The following is a 20,948-nucleotide window of genomic DNA, read 5'->3' on the forward strand; positions in this document are numbered from 1 at the left end:
AGCCCGTCGGGGCGCACACGCGGGCGCTCCGGCGCGTGGCACCACACCGGTACGACTATTGCGCTCTTCCGCGAAGCGGGGCGCGCCGCACCCTAGGCTCGGAACACGCTGCGTGATCTTGGGCCGCGGGCCACGGCTCCAGGAACCGCCCGAGCCACCGCAGGAGCGCGATGTCCGACAGCCAGCCGCAGCAGCCGTTCCAATCGCCCCGCAGCGGAAACGGCAACGCGGCCGCAGCCGAGGCCACCACCCTGCTGCTCACGGGCGCTCGCCTCACCGACGGCCGCACCGTCGACGTCCGCCTCGGGGGCGGCCGGATCCAGGCCGTCGGCACCACGGGCAGCCTCCCCTCGCCCACGCCGGCCCGGGTGGACCTGACCGGCTACCTGCTGCTCCCCGCCCCCGCCGAGCCGCACGCCCACGGGGACACCGCGCTGACCGCCGACGCCGAGGGGCCCGTCTCCTACGCCCCCGACGAGGTCCAGCGCCGGGCTACCGAATCCGCCCTGCTCCAGCTCGGCCACGGCGCCACCGCGGTCCGCTCGCACGTCCGCATCGGCGACGTGCACGGCCTCGCCCCCATGGAAGCCGTGCTCCAGGCCCGCCGCTCCCTGCGCGGGCTCGCCGACCTCACCGCCGTGGCCGTACCTCGGCTGCTGACCGGGGTGGCCGGTGCGGACGGGCTGGCCATGCTGCGGGACGCGGTCAAGATGGGCGCCTCCGTGATCGGCGGCTGCCCGGATCTGGACCCGGACCCGACGGGCTTCCTCGAAGCCGTCCTGGAACTCGCCGCCGAGCACGGCTGCCCCGTGGATCTGCACACCGACGGTGACGACCCGGGCCGCCTCGCCCGGCTCGCGGCGATGGCCGGCGGGCTGCGCCCCGGAGTGACCGTCGGCCCTTGTGGTGGCTTGTCCAGGCTCCCGCTGGACGCGGCCGCCCGCGCCGCCGACCAGCTGGCCGCGGCTGGTGTGCGGGTCACCTGCCTGCCCCAGGGCGACTGCGCGGCCCTGGAACGACGCGGCCTGCGCACCGCCCCCGTACGGCTCCTGCGGGCCGCCGGTGTGCGCGTGGCGGCCGGCAGTGGGGCGCTACGGGACGCCGGGAACCCGGTCGGGCGCGGCGACCCGCTGGAGGCCGCGTACCTGCTGGCCTCCCAGGGAGGGCTCCGGGCGGGCGAGGCGTACGAGTCCGTCAGCAGCTGCGCCCGCGAGGCCATGGGACTGCCGGAGGTCCGCGTGGAGGCCGGTTTCCCGGCGGAGCTGCTCGCCGTGCGCGGCGACCGGATCGCGGGCGTGCTGTCCCTCGCCTACAGCCGGATCGTGATCCACCGCGGGCGCGTGGTAGCCCGTACGAGTGCCGTACGGGAGTACTGCGACTCCGCCGTCGCGGTGGCCCTGGACCTGCCCCGGCAGGGCCGTACGGAGACGGGGCCCTGAAGTTCGCCGTCCGCTCGCGGGCGTCGGCGCCCGGCTCGTCGTACGGTCGGGTCATGCGCATCGTCATCGCGGGTGGACACGGTCAGATCGCGCTGCGGCTGGAGCGCCTGCTCGCCGCGCGCGGGTACGAGGTCGCGGGCATCGTCCGTGACCCGGCACAGGGCGACGACCTGAGGCAGGCGGGCGCCGAGCCGGTGCTCTGCGATCTGGAATCGGCGTCGGTGGAGCATGTGGCGGGGATCCTGCAGGGCGCGGACGTGGCGGTGTTCGCGGCCGGTGCGGGCCCCGGCAGCGGGATCGGGCGGAAGGACACCGTGGACCGGGGCGCGGCGGTGCTGTTCGCCGATGCCGCCGAACGGGCGCGCGTACGGCGCTTCCTGATGGTCTCTTCGATGGGTGCGGACGCACACCACGGGGGTGAGGAGGTCTTTGACGCGTACCTGCGGGCCAAGGGCGAGGCCGATGACCACGTACGGACCCGTCTGGGCCTGGAGTGGACGGTACTGCGCCCCGGTTCGCTGATCGACGACGCCGGGACGGGCCTGGTCCGCCTGGAGGCGCAGACGGGCCGCGGGGCCGTCCCGCGCGACGATGTGGCGGCGGTGCTGGCCGAACTGATCGAGACCCCGGCGACGGCGGGCCTGACCCTGGAGCTGGTCTCCGGTTCGACGCCGGTCGACGTGGCCGTGAAGGACGTCGCGGGCAACTGAGGCCCGCGCCCCCGGTAGTCCGGGAGTCCGGTGGTCCGGCGCCGCGACGGTCCGGCGGTTCAGAACCCGGCGCTGACCTTGTCGTCGGACCGGCCGACGGAATCCTGTTGGTACCGGTCCTCGTACGCCTGCCGGATCCGTTCGATGCGCGTGCTGCGCTCGTCGGCTTCCTTCTCCGGGTAGAGCAGGACCACCTCGTACGAGGTCTCGCGGACGGTCTTGCCGTCCTGACCGCGCCACTGGCCGTACCCGTCGTGGAGGGTCAGTCCTTCGGGGAAGGCGGGGGTGATCTCCAGGTCCAGGAACCGCATGAACTCGCGTTCTTCGACCGGGTCGCGTCCGTCGGTCCGTTGGGTGCCGAAGTAGAGCCGGGTCTCCTGGTAGGGCTCCCCCACGTCCGTGTGGAGGGCCGCTCCCACCAGGGCCGGGATCCCAGCGCCGAGCAGGGCCGCGAGCACTCCGCCGCCGACCTTCCCGCGCGTGTCAGATGTCCATTTCACCCTCGGTGAACGAACGGGAGCGGCCGACGTTGCGGCCGTGGTCGGTGCGCCGTCGGGTGACGGCGGGAAGCCCGCCCGTCCGTGGTGGCGGGCGGGACGGGCTTCCGGTCGGTGCTGTGGTGCGGCCGTGCGCAGGTTGCGGCTACCAGTAGATGACTACGTAGCCGTCGCCGCCGTCCTTGCCCCGGGAGCCGGAGTTGCCGATGGCCCGGTTGGTGCCGCCGCCTCGGCCGCCGTCGCCGCCCACGGCCGTGCCGTCGGGGAGCTGGACGATGCCGTCCGCGGTACCGCCGCCGGTGCCGTCGGCGTTGCCCGGGTCACCGTTGTGGTTGACGCCGCCCGAGGAGCACGTTCCGGTGCCGCCCAGGCCGGGCGTGCCGGGCTCACCGGGACCGCGGTCCGCGGCGCCGCCGCCACCGCCACCACCGCCGCCGGTGGCGGTAAGGAGCACGGTGTTGCTCGATGCCACGGTCAGGGACGTGGTGGTGCCCGCAGTACCGGCAGTGCCGTTGGCGCCCGGCGCGCCGCCGAGGCCGTTGGCGCCTCCGGTGCCGACGTCCACGCCGTAGTCCGTCAGGGGGGTGACCGGGATGACGCACCAGGTGAAGCCGCCGCCACCGCCGCCACCGCCGTGGCCACCGGTGTTCCGCGCGGCTGCGGCGGCGTCCGTGTCTGCGGCTCCCTCGGCTCCGCCTGTCGCGTTGTTCGGGTTGTTGGGGTTGCCGCCGCCACCGTTGTTGCGCGCGGACCCACCGCCACCGCCGCCGCCACCGCCGGCGCCCCATGCCTGGACGAACACCGAGGTGACGCCCGGCGGCGGGGTGAAGGTGTTGTCCGAGGTGAACTGCCTCAGGCCGTGGATGATCAGGGGCGCGTGCTTCTTGTGCTTGTCGTGCTCCGAGAGCCCGTGCTTCTTGCCTTCGACGGAGTTCTCGTTGTGGTGACCCGTCGGCTTGGGCCCGTCCGCAGATGCGGCCGGAGCCAGCGCGATCAACTGGCCGGTGAGGGCCGCAGCGGCGGCGATGGAGGCGAGCAGAACCCGGGAGCGCCCCCGGGGCCGTTGAAGCGTCGCCGACTGATGGTTCAGGTTCATGGCTTCCTTACCCGCCGGCGCCGAGGGCTGCCGCGGGATGCGATGGGAGGGTTGCGTGCGTCACGCGCCGCCCATCCGATCCGGCCGCGGCCTCGCCGTGGCGCTGGCAGGGCCGGGGCTGTGGCCCAGTCAGGTGAGTAGTTCATCTGACCGGAGCAATTCGTGAAGGGGCCCCACCCTTCGCTCGCCCCGCATTCATGCCGCGGTTCGCCCGGTACGAAAGAACCCCCGCTCACTGTGATTCCACAGATGAACGGGGGTTCCACTCGCGTGGCGGCGCCAGGGTTCGAACCTGGGTAGGCTGAGCCGGCAGATTTACAGTCTGCTCCCTTTGGCCACTCGGGCACACCGCCAAGATTTGCTGCCATTTTTTCCGCCCTGCGGCGGCGCTCCCTGGCAACGACGTAAACGATACCTGATGACCGGGGGTGCTTCACCACCGGATTGATCAGCGCCGCGGGTGGGCGCGATGGCTAGGCTTTGCCGAGCGGGCCGGGCATGTCCGGCCGCGCCCTCCGGGGTGATCACAACCGACTTCAAGGAGCCACAGCACATGGCCGACTCCAGTTTCGACATCGTCTCGAAGGTCGAGCGGCAGGAGGTCGACAACGCCCTCAACCAGGCCGCCAAGGAGCTCTCGCAGCGTTACGACTTCAAGGGCACCGGCGCCACCATCGCCTGGTCCGGCGAGAAGATCCTGATGGAGGCGAACTCCGAGGAGCGCGTGAAGGCCGTCCTCGACGTCTTCGAGACCAAGCTGGTCAAGCGCGGGATCTCGCTGAAGGCGCTGGACGCCGGGGAGCCGCAGCTGTCCGGCAAGGAGTACAAGATCTTCGCCACGATCGAGGAGGGCATCTCCCAGGAGAACGCCAAGAAGGTCGCGAAGGTCATCCGGGACGAGGGTCCCAAGGGCGTCAAGGCCCAGGTCCAGGGCGAGGAGCTGCGCGTCAGCTCCAAGAGCCGTGACGACCTCCAGGAGGTCCAGGCGCTGCTCAAGGGCAAGGACCTGGACTTCGCGATCCAGTTCGTGAACTACCGCTGATCAACTGATCTGACCTGCACGGACGTGGCTAGGCAGACCTTGCAGGGCACAACGGGGGCACATCGCCGAGCACAGCCTCGACGGCGGCCCTCGTTGTGTCTTCCTCGTCGGGCCACAGGTGCGTGTACGTGTCGAGCGTGATCGACGGTTTGGCGTGACCGAGTCGCTTCTGAACCGTCTTCACGTTCTCGCGGTGCTTGATGAGCAGCGAGGCGTAGAAGTGCCGCAGGTCGTGCAGGCTCGCGCCGTCAGGTGCCTCTATGCGGGCAGGCTCGCCGCCCTTGGGCTTGCCTGACCGCAGCCACCCCGCACGCGCCTGCTCGTACGCCTCGATTAGCGCCTCGTTGGCGGACCGCCGCGCCCTCGACCAGACGTGAGCCCAGGCGCCGCGCCGGACGGGCTTGCGGTCCTGGTTGGGGAAGATCAGCCGCGCCGTGCGCTGGCGCGGCTTACGCGGGTCGGTGCGGTCCTCGATCTGCACCGCCGACGCGGGGAACCGTTCGAGGTGCGCGGCGAGGGCGTCCACCGCCGCTTTGGTGAGCGGGACCGTGCGGTAACTCTCGTGGGTCTTGGGCTCGCCGATGTACGGCAGGTCACCGTCCGGGTCGATTAGCTGCTGCCGCACGGTGACCTCACGGCGCAGGAAGTCGACGCCGTCGACCTCCAGACCGAACAACTCCCCCTGCCGCAGACCGGATGAGGCGGCGAGCAAGAGCAGGGCGCGGTACCGGTCCGGCGCGGCATCGATGAGCGCCCGGACCGCGTCCGAATGCAGGGGCACAATCTCGGCCTTGCGCTGCTTGGGCAGACGTACGCCCTCGCACGGGTTGCCCGCGATGATCCGGTCACGGACGGCGGTTTGCAGCGGCGTGATCAGGTACGCGTACGTCACAGCCAGCGTCGAGGGTGCGAGCACCTGCGATCGGTCCTTGATCCACGCCTGTATGTCCGACGGGCGGATGCTGGCTACGGGCCTATCGCCGAACGTCGGATAGACGTGATTCCGCAAACCCCGCTCGACGCGGGAGGCAGTTGTGGACCGGTGTACCGCCGAGGTGCGCCACCGCTCGGCAACTGCCCGAAAGCTCTCCTTGCCGGCGGCAGGGTCGACGTACAGCCCCCGATCAAGGTCGGCCTTGACGGTTGCTGCGCGGGTCTCGGCCGCGGCCCGCTTGTCGAAGTTCTCCTTGCGCTGCTTCCCGCTCTCGTCCCGCCAACGAACCTGCCAACGCTTCCCCGTGCCGTGGTCGCCACTGGCGACGAGCGTGCGGGTCTTGCTGCTGTGCTCGCCACACGGCTTGTCCGCCTTGCCCGGACGGGACTTGTGCCACCGGTCGTAGACGTCAGCCATTCGACTCCGCCTGTCCGCGATCATCGTCCGACTTGACCGGCAGGTCGTCCCGCGCACTGGACGTGATGACCCCCAGTTCGTTGACCATCCCGAGCGACCGGAAGAATTCGAGCTGCTGCTCCTTGTGGCGGATGAGCTTCAAAGCGCGGTCATCCGCCGTCTCCCACTCCTCCTGAGGAACCTCGCTGTAGTACAGCCGTTCATCGGTCCCGTGCAGGGTCGTCTGACCCCTGACCCAGGCTCGGATTTCTCCGAGTGGCGCACGATGCGTGCCGTGCGGAGTCGGTCCGTTAGGGACGATCTTGTAATCGTCCTTGTCGCCGCCGATGGGCACGAGTAGGTGGATCGGCGCCACGTTCAATGCCTGCGCCAGGATCAGCCACTCTTCGAGGGTGACCTGACGCCGCCGCCGACCATTCAGGTCACGTCGGCCGCTCTCGATGTTGGCGATCACCGACGCTGTCAGCCCGGGCGCGCCGATCAAGCGGCAGCGTTCCGCGAGGTCTTTCGCGGTGAGCCCCTGCCGCTTCCTCAGCTCCTGGGCCCGTTGAGCGACGGCATCGCTCGGGGATTCGTAGGTCTCCATGGCCCCATCCTATGTCGATTCGACAAATTCCAAAGTTACTTTGACATGCATGGCGAAGCAGCGGAAGGTGATCACATCACAGAACGATAACGGCCGATGTCATTAAGACATCGGGTCCAAGGAGGCTCAGTGCCCGTCGCCCAGATTTCAGACACCCCGAACGGCGCCCGCCGCAAGCTGGCCACAGCCCAGGAGCTCGCCGAGTACTGCGGCGTGCCGCTCGCCACCGTGTACCAGTGGAGCCACCGCGGCGGCGGGCCGCGCATGATCAAAGTCGGTCGCCACCTCCGTGCCCGGTGGGCAGACATAGAGCGATGGCTCGATGCGCAGACGATCGATGCGGCCTGATGACGGCGGCTGGACTCCTCGCGCGCCACGTCGCTCCTGCGGCGCCGTCCGAGGTCGCTACCGACGCGGTAGCTCTTTGGGCGTCCGCGCAGGTAACCGCGCTCGGCGTCGAAGACTCCCCCGACTACGGCAGCCCCGCATGGTCCGCCCTGCACGCCACCGATCCACACCGCGCGGTCGCCATCATTACGGCGGCCGAACAGTGGCGCCGCCACACAACACGCGAGGCGTGGCTCGATCGCCTCCTCGACGAGGACCCGGAGCGATGGTTCGCGTACGTCACCGCGGATGCCAACGACTACGCCCGCAGCATCGTGGGCGACCTCGCCCGTCGACCGACGCAAGCCGAACTCTCTGCCCGCCGCGCCGTCCGAATCCAACCTCGGGCCGTGGCCGCTACAGCCGGGTGGCCGCCCATCGCCATTCCCGGACGGACCGGATGGGTCCGCACCCTCACCCGATACGGCCGACAGCTCGACCGCCCCCGATTGCACCAGGAGCCCTCACTTGATCCCGCACGACACCCGCGTCTACCGAACGGCGGATGCATCGACACCGCCGCTTGACCCGGCCGTGCGGATGTTGACCTATCCGCCGACCCCCTACGGCCGGCCCGACGCACCCACGCACTTCGAGCACATCGCTAGCCCTGCGTCCGCGGCGGGCACGATGGCGGAGCGGCATCGTGGGCACCTGCGCATGGCCGAGCGGTTCGTCACCGAACACTCCGACCACCTGCGTCACGTGCACGGGATCGGGTGGCACTGCTGGGACGGAGCGCGGTGGTCCGTAGACGAGCAGCGCGCCGACGTCGAAGCCGCCGTCACCACGATCAAGAGCGCGCTTGGTGAACTCGACCGCCTCGACGGCGAAGAGCGCGCCGCACTGTTCAAGGACGTCCGCCGGTCCGAGTCCGCTACCGGCATTGACGGCATGGTGCGGATCGCGTCCGCCCTGCCGCCGATCTCGACCGCCTCGAAAGCCCTCGACGCCGACCCGCATCTGTTCAACACCCCAGCGGGCACCGTGAACCTGCACACCGGGACCGTGCACGCCAACAATCGGGCCGACCTGCTGACCAAAGTGGCAGGCGGACAGCTCGCAGCCGAACACAACCCTGAGTGGCAAGGGTTCCTCGCCCGCATCCTGCCCGACGAGGAGGTGCGCACCTTCGTACAGCGCCTGTTCGGGTACGCCATGCTCGGCAAGGTCACAGAGCACGTGATGCCGATCTTCACTGGCACGGGAGCCAACGGGAAAGGCACCCTGCGCGACGCGCTCATGTCCGCATTCGGTGACTACGCGATCGAGGTCGACCCGTCCATCCTCATGGAGTCCAAGCACGAGCGGCACGGCGCCTTCAAGATGCGCTTGCGCGGTGCCCGTCTCGCGTTCTGCTCGGAGACCGACAAGGGGCGCCGGTTCGCCGAGGCCACCATGAAACGACTCGTCGGCGGCGACCCGATCGAGGCGAACCTCATGCACAAGAACCCGATCACTTTCGACCCCTCACACACCCTGGTCATGCTGACCAACTTCCTGCCCCAGGTGTCGGGAGACGACCCGGCGATATGGCGCCGCATCCTCATCGTCCCGTTCGATGTGACGATCCCCGAAGCAGACCGCGACCCGGGCCTACCCGACCGGCTCAAGAACGCCGCCCCGGCAGTGCTCGCGTGGGCGTACGAGGGATGGCGCGACTACCAGCGGCAGGGGCTGAACCCGCCCGAGGCCGTACGCGTCCGCACAGCGGCCTACCAGGCTGCAAGTGACGTACTGGCACGCTTCCTTGACGAACGGGCGCTCACGTCACGGCACGCCGTCGTCAAGGCCCGCGATCTGTTCACCGCTTGGTCCCGCTGGTGCGGGGAGAACGGCGAGCAGCCTGGCAGCGAGGCCGCATTCGCCGAATCCATGACGAAGCGCGGCCACGGCAAGACCCGTCGCAGCACAGGACAGTTCTACCTCGGCCTGATGCTCGCCGGCACCGACGACGACGCACCCTGACCCGCCCGGATGTAGGGCTGTGTAGGGATTTCCGAAACTCCCTTACGCGGGTGAATACAGGGATTACCGGAAAACCCGCCACTCCCCTACACCCGAGCCTTCACCGCCCTGCGGTCCCCGAATGCCCCGAGTCCATTCCGGGGCGACCAGCCCAGCCCCTATGTCCATCCGCGTCGTGCCGCGTCTCGCGCGCGTGCGCGAGACGCGTTAAGGAGTTCTGATCTTGAGTACCAAGCACCGTCCCGCCGCCGTCCTCGCCCTGGCCCAGGGACGGACTACCGGGCAGGCCGCCACCGCTGCCGGAGTCTCCGGGCGAACCGTTCTGCGATGGCTCGACGACCCGACGTTCCGGCAGGACGTCACCGATACCCGAACCGAGTTGCTACACCTCGCCGTCGGACGCCTCGCAGCCGGCGCCACCAAAGCCGTTGACGCACTGGTCGACGCCCTCGACACCGAGAAGGGACAGGCCCGCGTGCAGGCTGCCCGAACACTGCTCGACGCCTGCCTGTCGCTGCGCGAATCCCTCGACCTTGAGCAGCGCCTCGCCGCCCTTGAGGCCGACGAGGAGGCTCGCCACCGATGAGCCGTTCAGCCCCGCTCTCCCGCCGCCTGGGCGCCGTCGAACAGAAGCGCGACGGCCGGCGTCTCATGCACCCCCACAGGCTCACTGACGGCCGCACAGTGCGCCTGTCCACCCTCGACATACTGAGCGCACTACAGGACGGCCTCGCGCTGCACGGCCAGCACGTCACCGAGCCGCCCTCGGACGTGGTCCGCACCCTGGCCATGCTCGACCCCGACGACGACACGTCGATGATGGGCCGCACCACCCGCGCCGTAGCCGTCGAATGGTGCACCGCCTACGACGAGGGCCGCCCTGTGGCGCTCTACGGCGACGATGCCGACGAGGCCGACGAGTGAGCCACGCCGATGCCGAGCACCTCACGCGCGCCGATGGGGCGGTCATCGTCCCGCCCAGCGTCGCGGGGGACGTCCTGCGCGCCCTCGTACGCGACCTCACCGCCCGCGTGCGCGCCGACGGGGGCGAAATCACCCCCGGCGTGCGCCGTCTGCTCTACGCCCTTCACTCGGCTGCTCAGCAAACCGAACTGGAGTGCGATAAGAGCACCGCGCCGCACTCTGCCGATACCGGAACCGCGCCCAGCACACCGGGCACGGTGGCAGTGGCCGAGGCAGCCGCCCTCATGGGCTGCTCGCCCCGCCACGTCCGGGCGCTGATCGGCGCCGGACGACTGCCCGCCCGCCGCGTTGGGGCGCGCGTGTGGGGCATCGACCGGGACGCCCTCGACCACTACCGACACAGAACAGGAGACACCACACCATGACCGCAGCACTGACCACCGACCGGCCCGAGACCGGGGCCGCCATCGAGCAGGCCGAGCAGGAAGCGACCGAGGCCGAGCAGTTGCTCGCCGCGCTTGAGGAGCGTGTGCGCGAGGGGGACGAGCAGGTCACAGCCGACCAGCTCGCCGGCGCCCGCGAACTGGGACGGTTCGCCAAGCTGAGGGCCGAGGCCGCCCGCCGCAAGGCCGACCGCGCAGCCGCCGACGCCGCCGAGCGGCAGCGCGCCGACCTCCTCGCCCGCGCCGCCGCCATGACCGCGCCCGGCGGACCGCTCGACGCCGACAGCCTCGCCGCCACCTACGCCGCCGCCCGCGATGCCATACGCACGTTCGTCACTGCCTCCGAGGGGTACAACGACGCCATCGGTGACGCGGCGCGACTGCTCGCCGCCGCCGGCATCCCCGACAGCACGAGCCATGCGGCGCCCGGGAGCGCGGCGGTCGCCCGATGGGGTACCGACGCGTTTCGGATGGCCGACGGACGTTCGTTCTCCCCCACCGGCACGGCACTGCGCCTCGCCGTCCTGCTCGACGACCTCGACGGCGAGTTCGGCGGTATACCCGCCGGCATCGGTCACCCGCCGTTCGTCCGGACTCCACTCGCTGAGCAGGCATACCGAGGCCGAGGCGCCACCCCCGAACTCGATCGCCTCGCCTCCGAGCTGGATGGAGGGACAAGGTGACCGCGCGCGAGCACATCACCGACGACAACCACCACCAGGCCGAGCGCGTCCCACACGCCCGCGCCGAGTCGAGCGGCTACGTGTCGCCCGCCTACCGGCGTTGGGCCGAGCAGGTCGCGCAGGCCGCCCACCCGCCGGCCGACACCTTCACCATGCCGACCACCGCGGCCGAGCTGGACGCCCTCAGATACGCCGACCGAGTACGCGTCTACACCACCGACCACGCCCTGTACGAGCGGCTCACCGGCCGTGCAGCCGCATGACACCGCACCCGCGCCGACGAGGAGACACGACAGCGTGAGCACCGCCACCGTGAACCGTTCCCAGTGGGACGACACGACCCCTGCCGACCTCAAGATCCCGTGGCGCAAGGTCACCGCCCCCGACGCCCGATCAGGCCCGCTCAGCACACACCCCGTAATAGGTGAGCGGGGCATCGTGCACACCGCCCCTTGGTGGGTCGACGGCACCCTCTACACCGACAACGCCCGATGGCTCGCCCACATCCGCGACCAGGCCCGCCAGTCTGGCGAACACGTCGCCGAGGAGACCGCGCCCGACGGGCCGCCCGCTGGCCACCTCGCCGAAATCGAAGCCATGCGCCGCTACGCCGAGGCACACGAACTACGCCCCGCCACCGTCCCCGCCCCTGACGCGCCCCGCGTCCGCCCCTACTGAACGCCCGCCCGATTAAGAGGAACTTGACTACCCATGCCCATGCTCACCGGACCCGACTACGTCGACGCCAACACCGCCGTACACCGGCTCACCCAGACCCGCAAGACCGAGCTTGTCGAGCTGCGCCGCCGCCTGTCCGATGCGTTCAGCCACGCCCGCACGTTCCGTGACCCGGACCTGACCGAAGAGGCCAACGCCCGCCGCCGCGCCGAGCTGGAGCGTGCGGCGCGCGAGCAGGCCGCCGCCGACCTCGACCGCATCGAGCGCGAGACCAGCACCGCCGCGGCCCTGGTGCGCACCGTCGCTGACAAGGCCGCGACGCCGGCGCGCGGCACGACCGAGCAGCTTCTCGCCGAGACCCGCCAGACCCGCGCATGGGATCGCGCCCGCTCCCTGCTCGACGCCGGCCGCACCGCTCAGGAAGTCATCAAGGGTGCTGACCTCGACACCCTGCACGCACTGCGCGCCGAGCTGCCGACCTACCTTGCCTCCCAGCACAGCAAGCCGCAGGGACTCGCCGGCGCCGAGTTCACCGAGCCCGACCCGGCCCGCATCCTGCACACCATCGACCGCGCCCGCCTCGACCACCTGCCCAAGGAACAGGCCGCGGCCCTGCGCGCCCGCCTCGACCTCGACGCCATCGAGCCCGGCCTGCGCGAAACCCTCGCCGGCCTTCGCCGAGAGGCCGACGGCACCGCGGACGCCAGCAACGGCCTACGCTCCGCCATCGCTGCCCGCCTCGCCGACCAGGCCGCCGCCCCGCCTACCGCCACGTAGGCCACCATGACAGCGCCACGCGCCCCAGCACGGCACCCGCCGACCGGGGCGCCATCACATCCCGACGCAGCCGAGCCCCGCCGCTCCGAAGGGGGTGAAGTGGCGGGGCCTGGCCTGCCTGGCGCGCGTACGTCCGGTGGTCAGACCTTGCCGAACTCTTCGGTCTTGACGCCTGCCACGAACGAGGCGAACGCGCCAACCGGGAAGCACAGCACCGGACCACTCAGGTTCTTGGAGTCACGGACGGGGACCACGCCGAGCGGGCCGGCGAGGTTGGTGGCGACCGACACGCAGGCGCCGCCGTTGTCGCTGTACGAGGACGTGAACCAGCGGGGGGTTTCGGTCGTCACGGGTTGCCCTTTCGTAACTGGCTGATCATGGCCACAGATGCCGCCTGAGACAGCGAGTCGGCCTGTAGCTGATGGTAGGCCGTCAGTATGGGCAGGACGAACTTCCCGTCGCGCTCCAGGTGGCCCCGCTGGGCGGATTCGGCGTATGACATGAGCGAGCGGTCCGGCATGGTCAAGATGTAGAGCGGCAGGTTGAAGGGGCGCCGTGCCCCCATGGAGAACTCGGCCACGTGCAGAACAGTGTTCGGGAGCTCGGCAAACTCGACCAGCCGCGCCAACTGAGCGGCCCACACCTCGTGTTTCCCGATGGGCCGACGCAAGCAGCTTTCATCCAGGACCGCCAAGACGAGCGGCGGCGGATTGCGGACTAGTGCCGCTTGCCGCTCCGCAACAACCGCTATGCGCTCCTGTGCCTGCTCTGCGCTGATCGCTCCTCGCTTGACGGCACTATCTGCGAGGACTGCCGCGTACTCCGGAGTCTGTATCAGACCGGGGATGACGCCTACTTCGTAGAGCCGGATTTCCGCCGCACGGCCCTCATGTCCTACGTACTCGGGGAAGCCTTCCAGTAGCGACCCGTGCCGAATCTGCCGCCCCTGGCTCTCGAACGTGTCGGCCGTATCTCCAGTACCAAACGCAAGGTCAGCACTGCGCGAAAACCGCAAGGTTGGAAGCTTGCGACCAGTTTCGACCGCTGAAATATGCGTGCTGGAGTATCCCATCTGTCCCGCGAGATCGTCTTGCGTCCAGCCGCGCGCTTCCCGTGACTTGCGTAAACGCGCCCCGAATGCAGCTTGAGGGCTGCCGTCCGGCTCCAACTCCTTGCGGTTCAAGGGGGTTACCCAACCTTTCGTCCGGCCTTGACAGGTTGAAGGGGTCTCGACTCTAGGTCACGCTGGGCCGCCCTGGTAGTGGAACCGCTACGGAGAGGAGCGGCGGTGCCTGCGATGAAACTTCCCCTGTGCGTCCCGGTACGTCTCGCCCTCGCAGCGGGGGCCGCTGAAGTCCGCTTGCGGCAGCTCTTCCCCCGGATCATGTGGGCGCTCACGCCGTCCTCGCCCGAGCGTGACGAGCCGTTCGCCGAGATGCAACGCATCGAGTCAGATCCCGAGTACCGGGCGCTGTTCCTCGCAGGGCTGGACGCTGCGATCGTCCAGAACGCGGAGGCCGCAGTCGATGAACTTCGGAACGCGATTCGCCCCGACACCGAGGAGCGGGCCGCATGAAGCGCAGGTCTCTGCGGCACGTCGTCCACTCGATTCGCCGCGCACCCGGTACGACGACCACGGTTGCCGCGAGCTGTCTCGTACCGGGCTGCAAGTGGGAGCACTCGCCGGCTACGTCAGCCGAGGAATGCGAGTTGGCGTGCATGGCACACACGGGCCGAACCCATCACATGCTGTTCGGCCGGACGTTCACGGACGTAGCCGTTGTGGAGCGTGCCCAGTGAAGGACGACAACGAGCACCAGGGAGACGGACTGAGCCGGCGAAGCATCGCGGCGGTTGTCCTCGGTACAGCCCTTTGGGTCGTCACGGTGGCCTACATCGTGGCTAAGGGGGTGGGCGCGTGATCTCGGCAGAGCAGCGACGAGCGGTTGAACGCGAGCTGCGGAAGGTTGACCGTGAACTGTCCGCGCGCAAGCCACCCCCGCCGGGCTCGGGCAGTGTGTCCAGCCGTCCCCGATTGACCGTCCGCATCGTGCCGTACTCGATCACGCGAACCGACCGGGGGAGCATCCGCGCAGTACCCGCGAACCCGAACCCGCCGCGCGTGATCCGGTCCGGCGGACAGGGCCCGCTGATTCACCGCAGTGCCGCAGAGATCACCCGCTTTCGTGCGCTCGGCTACTGGGGCGGGTTCGGAGTCGAGTTCCCGCCCTGCGAGTGCGCGCGGTGCCGCAAGAGTCCCGAGCGCACGGCAAAGATTGCCGAGAGGGAGTCTCTGTGACGATGCCCCCTCGCCCCTGCCCCGGCGCTGAAAGGATGCGCCCGACGAGTGCCACAGGGGCACCCTGTCAGCCGAAGGAGAACGGCAAATGTCCTCAACCCTGGTGACGCAGGCTCTGATCTTGGCCGGTGGCCAAGCTACCCGCATGCGCCCCTACACCGACGACGCGCCGAAAGCCATGGTGCCCGTGGCTGGTGCGCCCATCGTGGGCTATCAACTCGCGTGGCTCGCCCGGCACGGCGTCAAGTCCGTCACGATCAGCGGTGGCTACAAGCACGAGATGATTACTGACTACGCGGGCGACGGCTCACGCTTCGGCGTAGAGATTCAGTACGCCATTGAGGACGAGCCCCTTGGGCGGGGTGGCGGGCTCAAGTTCGGAGCGCGCCGGCTGGCCGACCCGGAAGCCCCGTTCTTCGTCCTCAATGGTGATGTGATCACCACGTTTTCACTCGCCGATCTCGCGCAGTACCACGCCGATCACGGTGGAGCCGTCACGGTCGCGCTCTCCCCGTACCGCTCCAACTGGGGAGTGGCCGAACTTGACGGCGACCGTATCCGGGGCTTCGTTCAGTCGCCGGAACTTCCGTACTGGATCAATGCCGGGATCTACGTTTTCAATCCCGACGTGATCGGGCTGCTTCCCGACAAGGGCGACCACGAAGACAGCACGTTTCCGCAACTGGCCAAGGATGGACGGTTGATCGGCTATCGGCTTTCGGGCTACTGGCGCGGGGTCGACACCGTGAAGGACGTCATCGAGGCATCCAAGGAAATCCGGGCGACCGGGGCCGTTCTGCCCCGGGAATTCCAAACGACAGACCCCAACACCTGAGAGTTGGGCCAGCGTCGGCCCGCTGAGCCGAAGGGAGCGCCGCCGTGATCAACGCAAACGAGATCATAGGCACGCATCACGTTCTGTTCGTCACGTTCGACTCACTGCGCTACGACGTAGCGCGGGCAACGGTCCACGCTGGCCGCACTCCGCACCTGGAGAAGGTGTTACCTGACGGGCTGTGGGAGGAACGGCGGACGCAGGGGTCTTTCACGCTCCCCGCACATACGGCGTTCTTCTCCGGCTTCCTGCCCGTCCCCTCTGGCCCGAGCCGCCCGGGGCGCCTCCTCGCTTGCTACGCCATGCGAGGAACCACCATCAAGCCCCGGACATACGTCTTTGACGCGCCGGACATCGTTACCGGCCTATCCGGCCTCGGGTACCGCACCGTGTGCATTGGCGGAGTCGGTTTCTTCTCCGGCCAGACCAAGCTAGGGCGCGTGCTGCCCGGACTCTTCCAAGAGAGCTACTGGAGTCCCGAGACAGGCACGGACTGCCCCGATTCCACGCGGCACCAAGTCGACCTTGCTCTCAAGGTGCTCGAAGAGCAGGAGCCGGGGCAGCGGCTCTTTCTGTTCCTCAACATCGCTGCTACGCACACCCCCCACCACGTCTACCTACCGGGCGAATCGGCGGACTCGTGGGAAAGCCAGTGCGCCGCACTCGCCTACGTAGACACACAGCTTGGACGTCTCTTCGAGGCCATGCCCGCCCGTGGCCCGTGGCTGGTGCTGATGTGCGCTGATCACGGTGAGGCGTTCGGGGAAGACGGCTACACCGGGCACGGAATCGCCCACCCATCCGTGTGGAGCGTCCCCTATGCGGAATCGCTGGTGCCCGGCGCCCCGTCCCACACCTGAACTCCCACCCCTGCCGAGCCGGCGCCGCTCTGTTCCCTCCGCGGCAGCCCTCAGCAGGGGTTGGGGCAAGCCCCTGTCCGTTGCACGGGCAGGCTCGCAAGTTCCTCCACACCAACCCAAGGAGAATCGCGCATGACCGCCTTAGCGAATGACCTGCGGACCGGCCGTAGCCTGGTCGACGCCGCGCTGTTCGGCAGCATCGCCGAGTTCACCGTGACGCACTTCGGGTACGACCAGACCAAGGCCGAGCGTGCCACGGATCAGGCGCTCGCGTTCCTGGGAACGGTCGGCACGGCCACGGTCAAGATGGTGCCCTCGGACGACGTGGACGCCGCACTGCACGCCTTCATCCTGCACACCGCCGACTACCGCGATTTCTGCGAGAAGTTCGCTGGCCGCTTCCTGGAGCACAACCCGCGTCCCGGCGGCGGGGGCAGGGTCCTGGAGGAGGTACAGGCCACGGCCCACGCGATGAAGGCCAAGGGCTTCATGGTCCTGGATGACCTGTGGACCGTGGACGGCGCGTCGGCCGCTCAGTGCGACTCGGACTGTGGCCGGGACTACCGGGCCGCCTGACACCTGACGCCCCACATGTGAGACACGCGGAGCCGACTGCCGGGCCTGATGGTCGGCTCCGCCATTGGAGGAACACCACATGACGACATCAACACCGCCGCGAGCCATCCCCGGCGGAGTGCTCAACGTGATCACCCCTCAATCACAGCGGCTCGTCATGAGCCGGCGAGGGTCAACCGTCTGGCGCGTTGAGACCGAGGACCCCGAGACTGAGAAGACCGACGCCTACGCGGTCAAGGTGGGATTTCCGAGCGAGACGCACGCTCATACCGCCCTCGCCCCGAGCCGTGAGGCGTACATCCTGCGGACCATCCGCACGAACGTAATCCATGACGGAGAGTGGGCCGAAGGTACTTGGAGCGTGCAACCGTGGCACTCGGGGCCGAGTCTCTACAGCAAGTGGGGACCACACCGAGCCCCCGGAAGCTCGGCGGTACCGAACTTCATGGACGCGCTCTCGTGCGCGGCTGCTCTCTCGGATCTGCACCGCGCAGGATGGGTACACGGGGACGTTCAGCCCGCGCATCTGATCATGAGCGAATCGGGGGCAACGCTGATTGATCTTGCGTTGGCCCGAGGGCGCACGGTGCCCGAGGGAGTCGACTTCCCCTATCGGGGCTGCCTGGTGCACTACGAAGCACCCGAGATTTCCCGCAGCGTTCTGGAGTCCGGTACCGCCGTACCGACGTGTGAGTCTGATGTCTACGCGCTCGGGGCCTCGCTGATGATCAGCGCGACCGGATGGCGTCACGTCGCCTACCCGGACGAGGCTCCGCGGGAGGTTCAGCGGCAAGCCATTGCCGACGGCCCACACCGCCCGGTCACGATTCCCGGGGAACTCGGCAAGCTGGTCAACGCAATGCTGATGCCCTCGCCGGCGGACCGGCCCACGGCTGCCGAAGTGTGTGACGCGCTCTGCCTCGCGCTCTGACCACTCGGACATGAACCACTTCTACCTCCCACCCCCACGGCGGGAGGTCGGGGCGGCTTGGCTATTCGGCCTGCACCACGAACGTGCCCTTGCCCCACTCGGTGACGACGAGCCCCCGTTCTCGGAGCACCTTCACCGCTCGGCGCGCAGTCATCCGCGCTACGCCGTGCGTCTGGCACAGCTCTGACTCGGACGGGATCGCATCACCAGGGCCGAGCTTCCCCGACTCAATATCGGCAACGAGAGCGTCCAGCACCCGCATGTACGGGGCGCGCGGTGCGTTCGGGTCGGTCGGGCTCTCAGGCATGGGGGAGAGCGTAGACAACGGGCCAAATCCGAGCGACTTAGACAGGCAGACCAGTTAGATAGGTAGACGAGTTAGACGTGTTGGCTTAGCGTGATGGGAGAAATGCAAAGCGCCCCGGAAGACCGCTGGTATCGGTCCGCCGGGGCTTCGTCACACAGCTAACGAGGAGCTGCACGACCCATGGATCTTATCGCCCGGCTGTTCGCATGGACGCTGTCCGCTTTCATCCCCCGCCGACCCGGACGGCACTCCGCCGCCTACCTCATCGAGCAGCCCGCCCCCGACTCCGCCGCTAACCCCTGGTCCCGCCCGTGGACCGGCCCGAGTGCCGCGCAGGTGCGTGCCGTCTTCCGCCCCGAGACCTCAGCGGAAAGCACGCTGCCCCTGTCCCCGATACAGCGGGAACGGCGGTGGGCTGCACAGTTCGCCGAGATCGGCATCGACTACCCGTACAGCTACCCCGGGGCTCCGTTCGAAGCTCAGGCGTTCCACGGTGCCGCGGTCGCCGCGTGACCGCCCGAGGTCTCAGCAACCCCGCCCCGCTCTCCGCGGTCGCGCTGTGCATCGGGTGCCACAAGCTCACCACCGCCCCCGTTGTCGTGCGCTGGATAGAGAGCAGCAGCGGCCCAGGAACGACCCTGTGGGGATGCCCCGACTGCGCACCCACACTCTGCGCGGTACCCGCTCCTGCGGAAGCTGAGCGCACCGCCACTCACTGAGCAGCCCACCAAAGCCATGTGCCCCGTTCGGTACCCACCGAACGGGGCACATCCTTTTCCAGGGCACAACGAGGGCACACGACCCCAGAAGAACCCGGAAAATGGCGGCAACTACCGAAAGTAGTTTTCGCAGGTCAGGCGCCATATTGCAGAGTCCGTGCAGGTCAAGGGATCATGGCGGGAAGTTCGTGAACTACCGCTGACCCTGTCGCACGACCTGCCCCACGCCGGCCCGGCGGTCTTCACCGACCGCCGGGCCGCGGCGGTTGCGAAGGGGGTGTGTGCGGGGCGCGTGCGGCGCACGCGCCACCGAGGACTCCTGTGGGCACTTGGGGCACGATGAGTGCGCCCACCACGCTGGACGGCATCACACCACCGCGTGGCAGGGGGTTCTCGCATGCCTGGGGCCGGAACGTTTCGTGATGACTTCGGGGCGTCCGTGGTCGTCGCGCTGGTCGCTCTACCCCTGTGCGTCGGGGTGGCGGTCGCCTCCGGAGTGCCGGCCGAGCTGGGAATCGTCACCGGGGTGGTCGGCGGGCTGGTCACCGGATGGTTCCGCGGGAGCGCCCTCCAAGTGAGCGGGCCCGCGGCCGGTCTGACCGTCCTCGTCTACGAGGCGGTGCAGGCCTATGGTCTTCCCGCGCTCGGGGTGCTGGTGCTGGCCGCCGGGGTGGCGCAGCTGGGCATGGGGATGTTGCGGCTCGGGCGGTGGTTCCGGGCGATCTCCGTCGCCGTCGTGCACGGGATGCTGGCCGGGATCGGCTTGGTACTGATTAGCGGGCAGTTGTACGCCCTGGGTGGTGTGGAGGCTCCGGGGCAGACCCTGGCGAAGCTGGGCGGGGTGCACGAGCTCGGGGCGCAGGCCGACTTGGCTGCCGTGCTGCTCGGGGTCGGGACGATCGCCGTGATGGTCGCCTGGCGCCGGATGCCCGCCCGGCTGCGGATCGTGCCGGGGGCGCTCGTCGGGGTGGCTGCCGCCACCGCCGCGGCCGTCCTGCTGCGGTTGCCCGTCGACAAGGTGCGGGTGACGGGCGTGCTGGCGGCCGTGTCCCCGCCCGGTTGGGGCGACTTCGAGGTCCTGGCCTCGGTCGGCGCGGCCGGGACCGTGGTCGCGCTGGCGTTGATCGCCTCCGCCGAGACGCTGTTCAGTGCCGCGGCCGTGGACCGGATGCACGACGGGCCGAGGACGGAGTACGACAAGGAACTCATCGCCCAGGGCGTGGGCAACAGCGTGTGCGGGCTGCTCGGCGCAATGCCGATGACGGCGGTCATCGTGCGCAGCGCCGCCAATGTGGAGGCCGGGGCGCGGACCCGGGCGGCCAGGGTGCTGCACGGTGGCTGGCTGTTGCTCTTCGCCGTGGCGTTTCCCCAGCTCCTGGAGAGCGTGCCGCTGGCCGCGCTGGCCGGGGTGCTGCTGCACGCGGGCTGGAAGCTGCTGCCGGCCAGGGCGGTGGCCGCGTTGTGGCGGACGCACCGGGGCGAGGCCGTGGTGCTGGTGGTCACGGCCTCGGCCATCGTGGTCACCAATCTCTTCGAGGGCGTGCTGATCGGGCTGGGGCTCGCGGTAGCCAAGGCGGCCTGGGAGACCTCGCACGTGCACATCGAGGAGGTGTGGGAGGACGAGGAGCTGTGCGTGCAGGTCTTGGGGAACGCCAGTTTCCTGCGGCTTCCCAAGCTGCTCGACGCCCTGGACGCGCTGCCGCACGGGCAGCCGGTGCGGCTGGATCTGAGCGGGCTGCGCCACCTGGACCACGCCTGTCTGACCGCTCTGGAGGGCTGGGAGCGCACGCGGGCGCCACTGCCCGGCCGGGAGGGCGTCATCTAGCGGGGTTATCCTCCG

Annotated in this window: 29 protein-coding genes and 1 tRNA gene; 22 read left to right on the forward strand and 8 right to left on the reverse strand. The window is 69.4% G+C overall.

The features are described 5' to 3' along the window. Positions 1-170 precede the first annotated feature (170 nt). Positions 171-1,439, forward strand: coding sequence for an amidohydrolase family protein (locus OG207_RS18550; protein ID WP_329099608.1), 1,269 nt, complete (start codon positions 171-173; stop codon positions 1,437-1,439). 53 nt (positions 1,440-1,492) lie between these two features. Next, positions 1,493-2,149, forward strand: coding sequence for an SDR family oxidoreductase (locus OG207_RS18555; protein ID WP_329099609.1), 657 nt, complete (start codon positions 1,493-1,495; stop codon positions 2,147-2,149). Between the two features lie 59 nt (positions 2,150-2,208). On the opposite strand, the gene OG207_RS18560 is transcribed toward OG207_RS18555, so the two are convergent. From OG207_RS18560 to OG207_RS18570, 3 genes are all read right to left on the reverse strand, one after another. Next, complete coding sequence (locus tag OG207_RS18560) at positions 2,209-2,649, reverse strand: DUF3574 domain-containing protein (RefSeq protein ID WP_329099610.1); 441 nt, start codon at positions 2,647-2,649, stop codon at positions 2,209-2,211. 142 nt (positions 2,650-2,791) lie between these two features. Further along, the gene (locus OG207_RS18565) at positions 2,792-3,742 is read right to left on the reverse strand and encodes a hypothetical protein (RefSeq protein WP_329099611.1); all 951 of its coding nucleotides are present in this window, start codon (positions 3,740-3,742) and stop codon (positions 2,792-2,794) included. 271 nt (positions 3,743-4,013) lie between these two features. Next, a tRNA-Tyr gene (locus OG207_RS18570) sits at positions 4,014-4,095 on the reverse strand. 200 nt (positions 4,096-4,295) lie between these two features. Between OG207_RS18570 and OG207_RS18575 the strand changes: the two genes are divergently transcribed. Beyond that, positions 4,296-4,784 (forward strand): YajQ family cyclic di-GMP-binding protein, encoded by a 489-nt coding sequence (locus OG207_RS18575; RefSeq protein WP_329099612.1) that lies wholly within the window; start codon positions 4,296-4,298, stop codon positions 4,782-4,784. A 28-nt stretch (positions 4,785-4,812) separates the two neighbouring features. Here the strand turns inward: OG207_RS18575 and OG207_RS18580 are convergent, their stop codons facing one another. Beyond that, a complete protein-coding gene (locus OG207_RS18580) occupies positions 4,813-6,135 on the reverse strand; it encodes a tyrosine-type recombinase/integrase (RefSeq protein WP_329099613.1) in 1,323 nt (440 codons plus the stop codon). After that, a complete protein-coding gene (locus tag OG207_RS18585) occupies positions 6,128-6,721 on the reverse strand; it encodes a helix-turn-helix domain-containing protein (protein WP_329099614.1) in 594 nt (197 codons plus the stop codon). Before OG207_RS18585 ends, OG207_RS18580 begins: the two co-directional genes overlap by 8 nt. A gap of 129 nt (positions 6,722-6,850) precedes the next feature. Between OG207_RS18585 and OG207_RS18590 the strand changes: the two genes are divergently transcribed. From OG207_RS18590 to OG207_RS18635, 10 genes are all read left to right on the forward strand, one after another. Continuing rightward, a complete protein-coding gene (locus OG207_RS18590) occupies positions 6,851-7,069 on the forward strand; it encodes a helix-turn-helix transcriptional regulator (RefSeq protein WP_329099615.1) in 219 nt (72 codons plus the stop codon). Further along, positions 7,069-7,635 carry a hypothetical protein gene (locus OG207_RS18595; RefSeq protein ID WP_329099616.1) on the forward strand — a complete coding sequence of 189 codons (567 nt, stop codon included), beginning with the start codon at positions 7,069-7,071 and terminating at the stop codon, positions 7,633-7,635. The genes OG207_RS18590 and OG207_RS18595 overlap by 1 nt, the downstream gene beginning before the upstream one ends. After that, positions 7,577-9,076, forward strand: coding sequence for a DNA primase family protein (locus OG207_RS18600; protein WP_329099617.1), 1,500 nt, complete (start codon positions 7,577-7,579; stop codon positions 9,074-9,076). The genes OG207_RS18595 and OG207_RS18600 overlap by 59 nt, the downstream gene beginning before the upstream one ends. A 223-nt stretch (positions 9,077-9,299) precedes the next feature. After that, the gene (locus OG207_RS18605) at positions 9,300-9,662 is read left to right on the forward strand and encodes a hypothetical protein (protein WP_052874787.1); all 363 of its coding nucleotides are present in this window, start codon (positions 9,300-9,302) and stop codon (positions 9,660-9,662) included. Then, on the forward strand, positions 9,659-10,000 hold the full coding sequence (locus tag OG207_RS18610) for a hypothetical protein (protein ID WP_329099618.1): 342 nt from the start codon (positions 9,659-9,661) through the stop codon (positions 9,998-10,000). Before OG207_RS18605 ends, OG207_RS18610 begins: the two co-directional genes overlap by 4 nt. Beyond that, positions 9,997-10,425 (forward strand): helix-turn-helix domain-containing protein, encoded by a 429-nt coding sequence (locus OG207_RS18615; protein WP_329099619.1) that lies wholly within the window; start codon positions 9,997-9,999, stop codon positions 10,423-10,425. Before OG207_RS18610 ends, OG207_RS18615 begins: the two co-directional genes overlap by 4 nt. Then, a complete protein-coding gene (locus tag OG207_RS18620) occupies positions 10,422-11,126 on the forward strand; it encodes a hypothetical protein (protein WP_052874790.1) in 705 nt (234 codons plus the stop codon). The genes OG207_RS18615 and OG207_RS18620 overlap by 4 nt, the downstream gene beginning before the upstream one ends. After that, complete coding sequence (locus OG207_RS18625; RefSeq protein WP_052874791.1) at positions 11,123-11,389, forward strand: hypothetical protein; 267 nt, start codon at positions 11,123-11,125, stop codon at positions 11,387-11,389. The genes OG207_RS18620 and OG207_RS18625 overlap by 4 nt, the downstream gene beginning before the upstream one ends. A gap of 34 nt (positions 11,390-11,423) precedes the next feature. Next, complete coding sequence (locus OG207_RS18630) at positions 11,424-11,804, forward strand: hypothetical protein (protein WP_052874792.1); 381 nt, start codon at positions 11,424-11,426, stop codon at positions 11,802-11,804. A 33-nt stretch (positions 11,805-11,837) separates the two neighbouring features. Continuing rightward, positions 11,838-12,581, forward strand: a complete 744-nt coding sequence (locus tag OG207_RS18635; RefSeq protein WP_052874793.1) for a hypothetical protein — start codon at positions 11,838-11,840, stop codon at positions 12,579-12,581. A gap of 140 nt (positions 12,582-12,721) precedes the next feature. Here the strand turns inward: OG207_RS18635 and OG207_RS18640 are convergent, their stop codons facing one another. Both OG207_RS18640 and OG207_RS18645 read right to left on the reverse strand, forming a co-directional pair. Next, the gene (locus tag OG207_RS18640) at positions 12,722-12,931 is read right to left on the reverse strand and encodes a DUF397 domain-containing protein (RefSeq protein ID WP_052874794.1); all 210 of its coding nucleotides are present in this window, start codon (positions 12,929-12,931) and stop codon (positions 12,722-12,724) included. Beyond that, positions 12,928-13,764, reverse strand: coding sequence for a helix-turn-helix domain-containing protein (locus tag OG207_RS18645; protein ID WP_329099620.1), 837 nt, complete (start codon positions 13,762-13,764; stop codon positions 12,928-12,930). The genes OG207_RS18640 and OG207_RS18645 overlap by 4 nt, the downstream gene beginning before the upstream one ends. Positions 13,765-13,878: 114 nt before the next feature. Between OG207_RS18645 and OG207_RS18650 the strand changes: the two genes are divergently transcribed. The 7 genes from OG207_RS18650 (at position 13,879) to OG207_RS18675 (ending at position 18,082) form a co-directional block, all read left to right on the forward strand. Beyond that, positions 13,879-14,157, forward strand: coding sequence for a hypothetical protein (locus OG207_RS18650; RefSeq protein ID WP_052874796.1), 279 nt, complete (start codon positions 13,879-13,881; stop codon positions 14,155-14,157). Further along, positions 14,154-14,381 (forward strand): DUF7848 domain-containing protein, encoded by a 228-nt coding sequence (locus OG207_RS44080; protein ID WP_052874797.1) that lies wholly within the window; start codon positions 14,154-14,156, stop codon positions 14,379-14,381. The genes OG207_RS18650 and OG207_RS44080 overlap by 4 nt, the downstream gene beginning before the upstream one ends. A gap of 118 nt (positions 14,382-14,499) precedes the next feature. After that, entirely contained in the window at positions 14,500-14,880 is a 381-nt protein-coding gene (locus OG207_RS18655) for a hypothetical protein (RefSeq protein WP_329099621.1), read from the forward strand. A gap of 88 nt (positions 14,881-14,968) precedes the next feature. After that, a complete protein-coding gene (locus tag OG207_RS18660; RefSeq protein WP_052874798.1) occupies positions 14,969-15,715 on the forward strand; it encodes a nucleotidyltransferase family protein in 747 nt (248 codons plus the stop codon). A 44-nt stretch (positions 15,716-15,759) separates the two neighbouring features. Continuing rightward, positions 15,760-16,575 (forward strand): STM4013/SEN3800 family hydrolase, encoded by an 816-nt coding sequence (locus tag OG207_RS18665; protein WP_329099622.1) that lies wholly within the window; start codon positions 15,760-15,762, stop codon positions 16,573-16,575. A 132-nt stretch (positions 16,576-16,707) separates the two neighbouring features. After that, a complete protein-coding gene (locus OG207_RS18670) occupies positions 16,708-17,151 on the forward strand; it encodes a hypothetical protein (RefSeq protein ID WP_052874800.1) in 444 nt (147 codons plus the stop codon). A gap of 79 nt (positions 17,152-17,230) precedes the next feature. Then, complete coding sequence (locus tag OG207_RS18675) at positions 17,231-18,082, forward strand: protein kinase domain-containing protein (protein ID WP_052874801.1); 852 nt, start codon at positions 17,231-17,233, stop codon at positions 18,080-18,082. A 61-nt stretch (positions 18,083-18,143) separates the two neighbouring features. Here the strand turns inward: OG207_RS18675 and OG207_RS18680 are convergent, their stop codons facing one another. Then, positions 18,144-18,389 (reverse strand): GntR family transcriptional regulator, encoded by a 246-nt coding sequence (locus OG207_RS18680; protein ID WP_052874802.1) that lies wholly within the window; start codon positions 18,387-18,389, stop codon positions 18,144-18,146. 180 nt (positions 18,390-18,569) lie between these two features. On the opposite strand from OG207_RS18680, the gene OG207_RS18685 reads away from it, so the two are divergent. Both OG207_RS18685 and OG207_RS18690 read left to right on the forward strand, forming a co-directional pair. Beyond that, positions 18,570-18,902, forward strand: coding sequence for a hypothetical protein (locus OG207_RS18685; protein WP_052874803.1), 333 nt, complete (start codon positions 18,570-18,572; stop codon positions 18,900-18,902). Between the two features lie 603 nt (positions 18,903-19,505). Beyond that, positions 19,506-20,933: a SulP family inorganic anion transporter gene (locus tag OG207_RS18690; protein ID WP_329099623.1), complete on the forward strand. Its 1,428-nt coding sequence runs from the start codon at positions 19,506-19,508 to the stop codon at positions 20,931-20,933. The last annotated feature ends 15 nt before the right edge of the window (positions 20,934-20,948 follow it).

Origin of the sequence: Streptomyces sp. NBC_01439, assembly GCF_036227605.1 — a bacterium.
Lineage (GTDB): Bacteria > Actinomycetota > Actinomycetes > Streptomycetales > Streptomycetaceae > Streptomyces.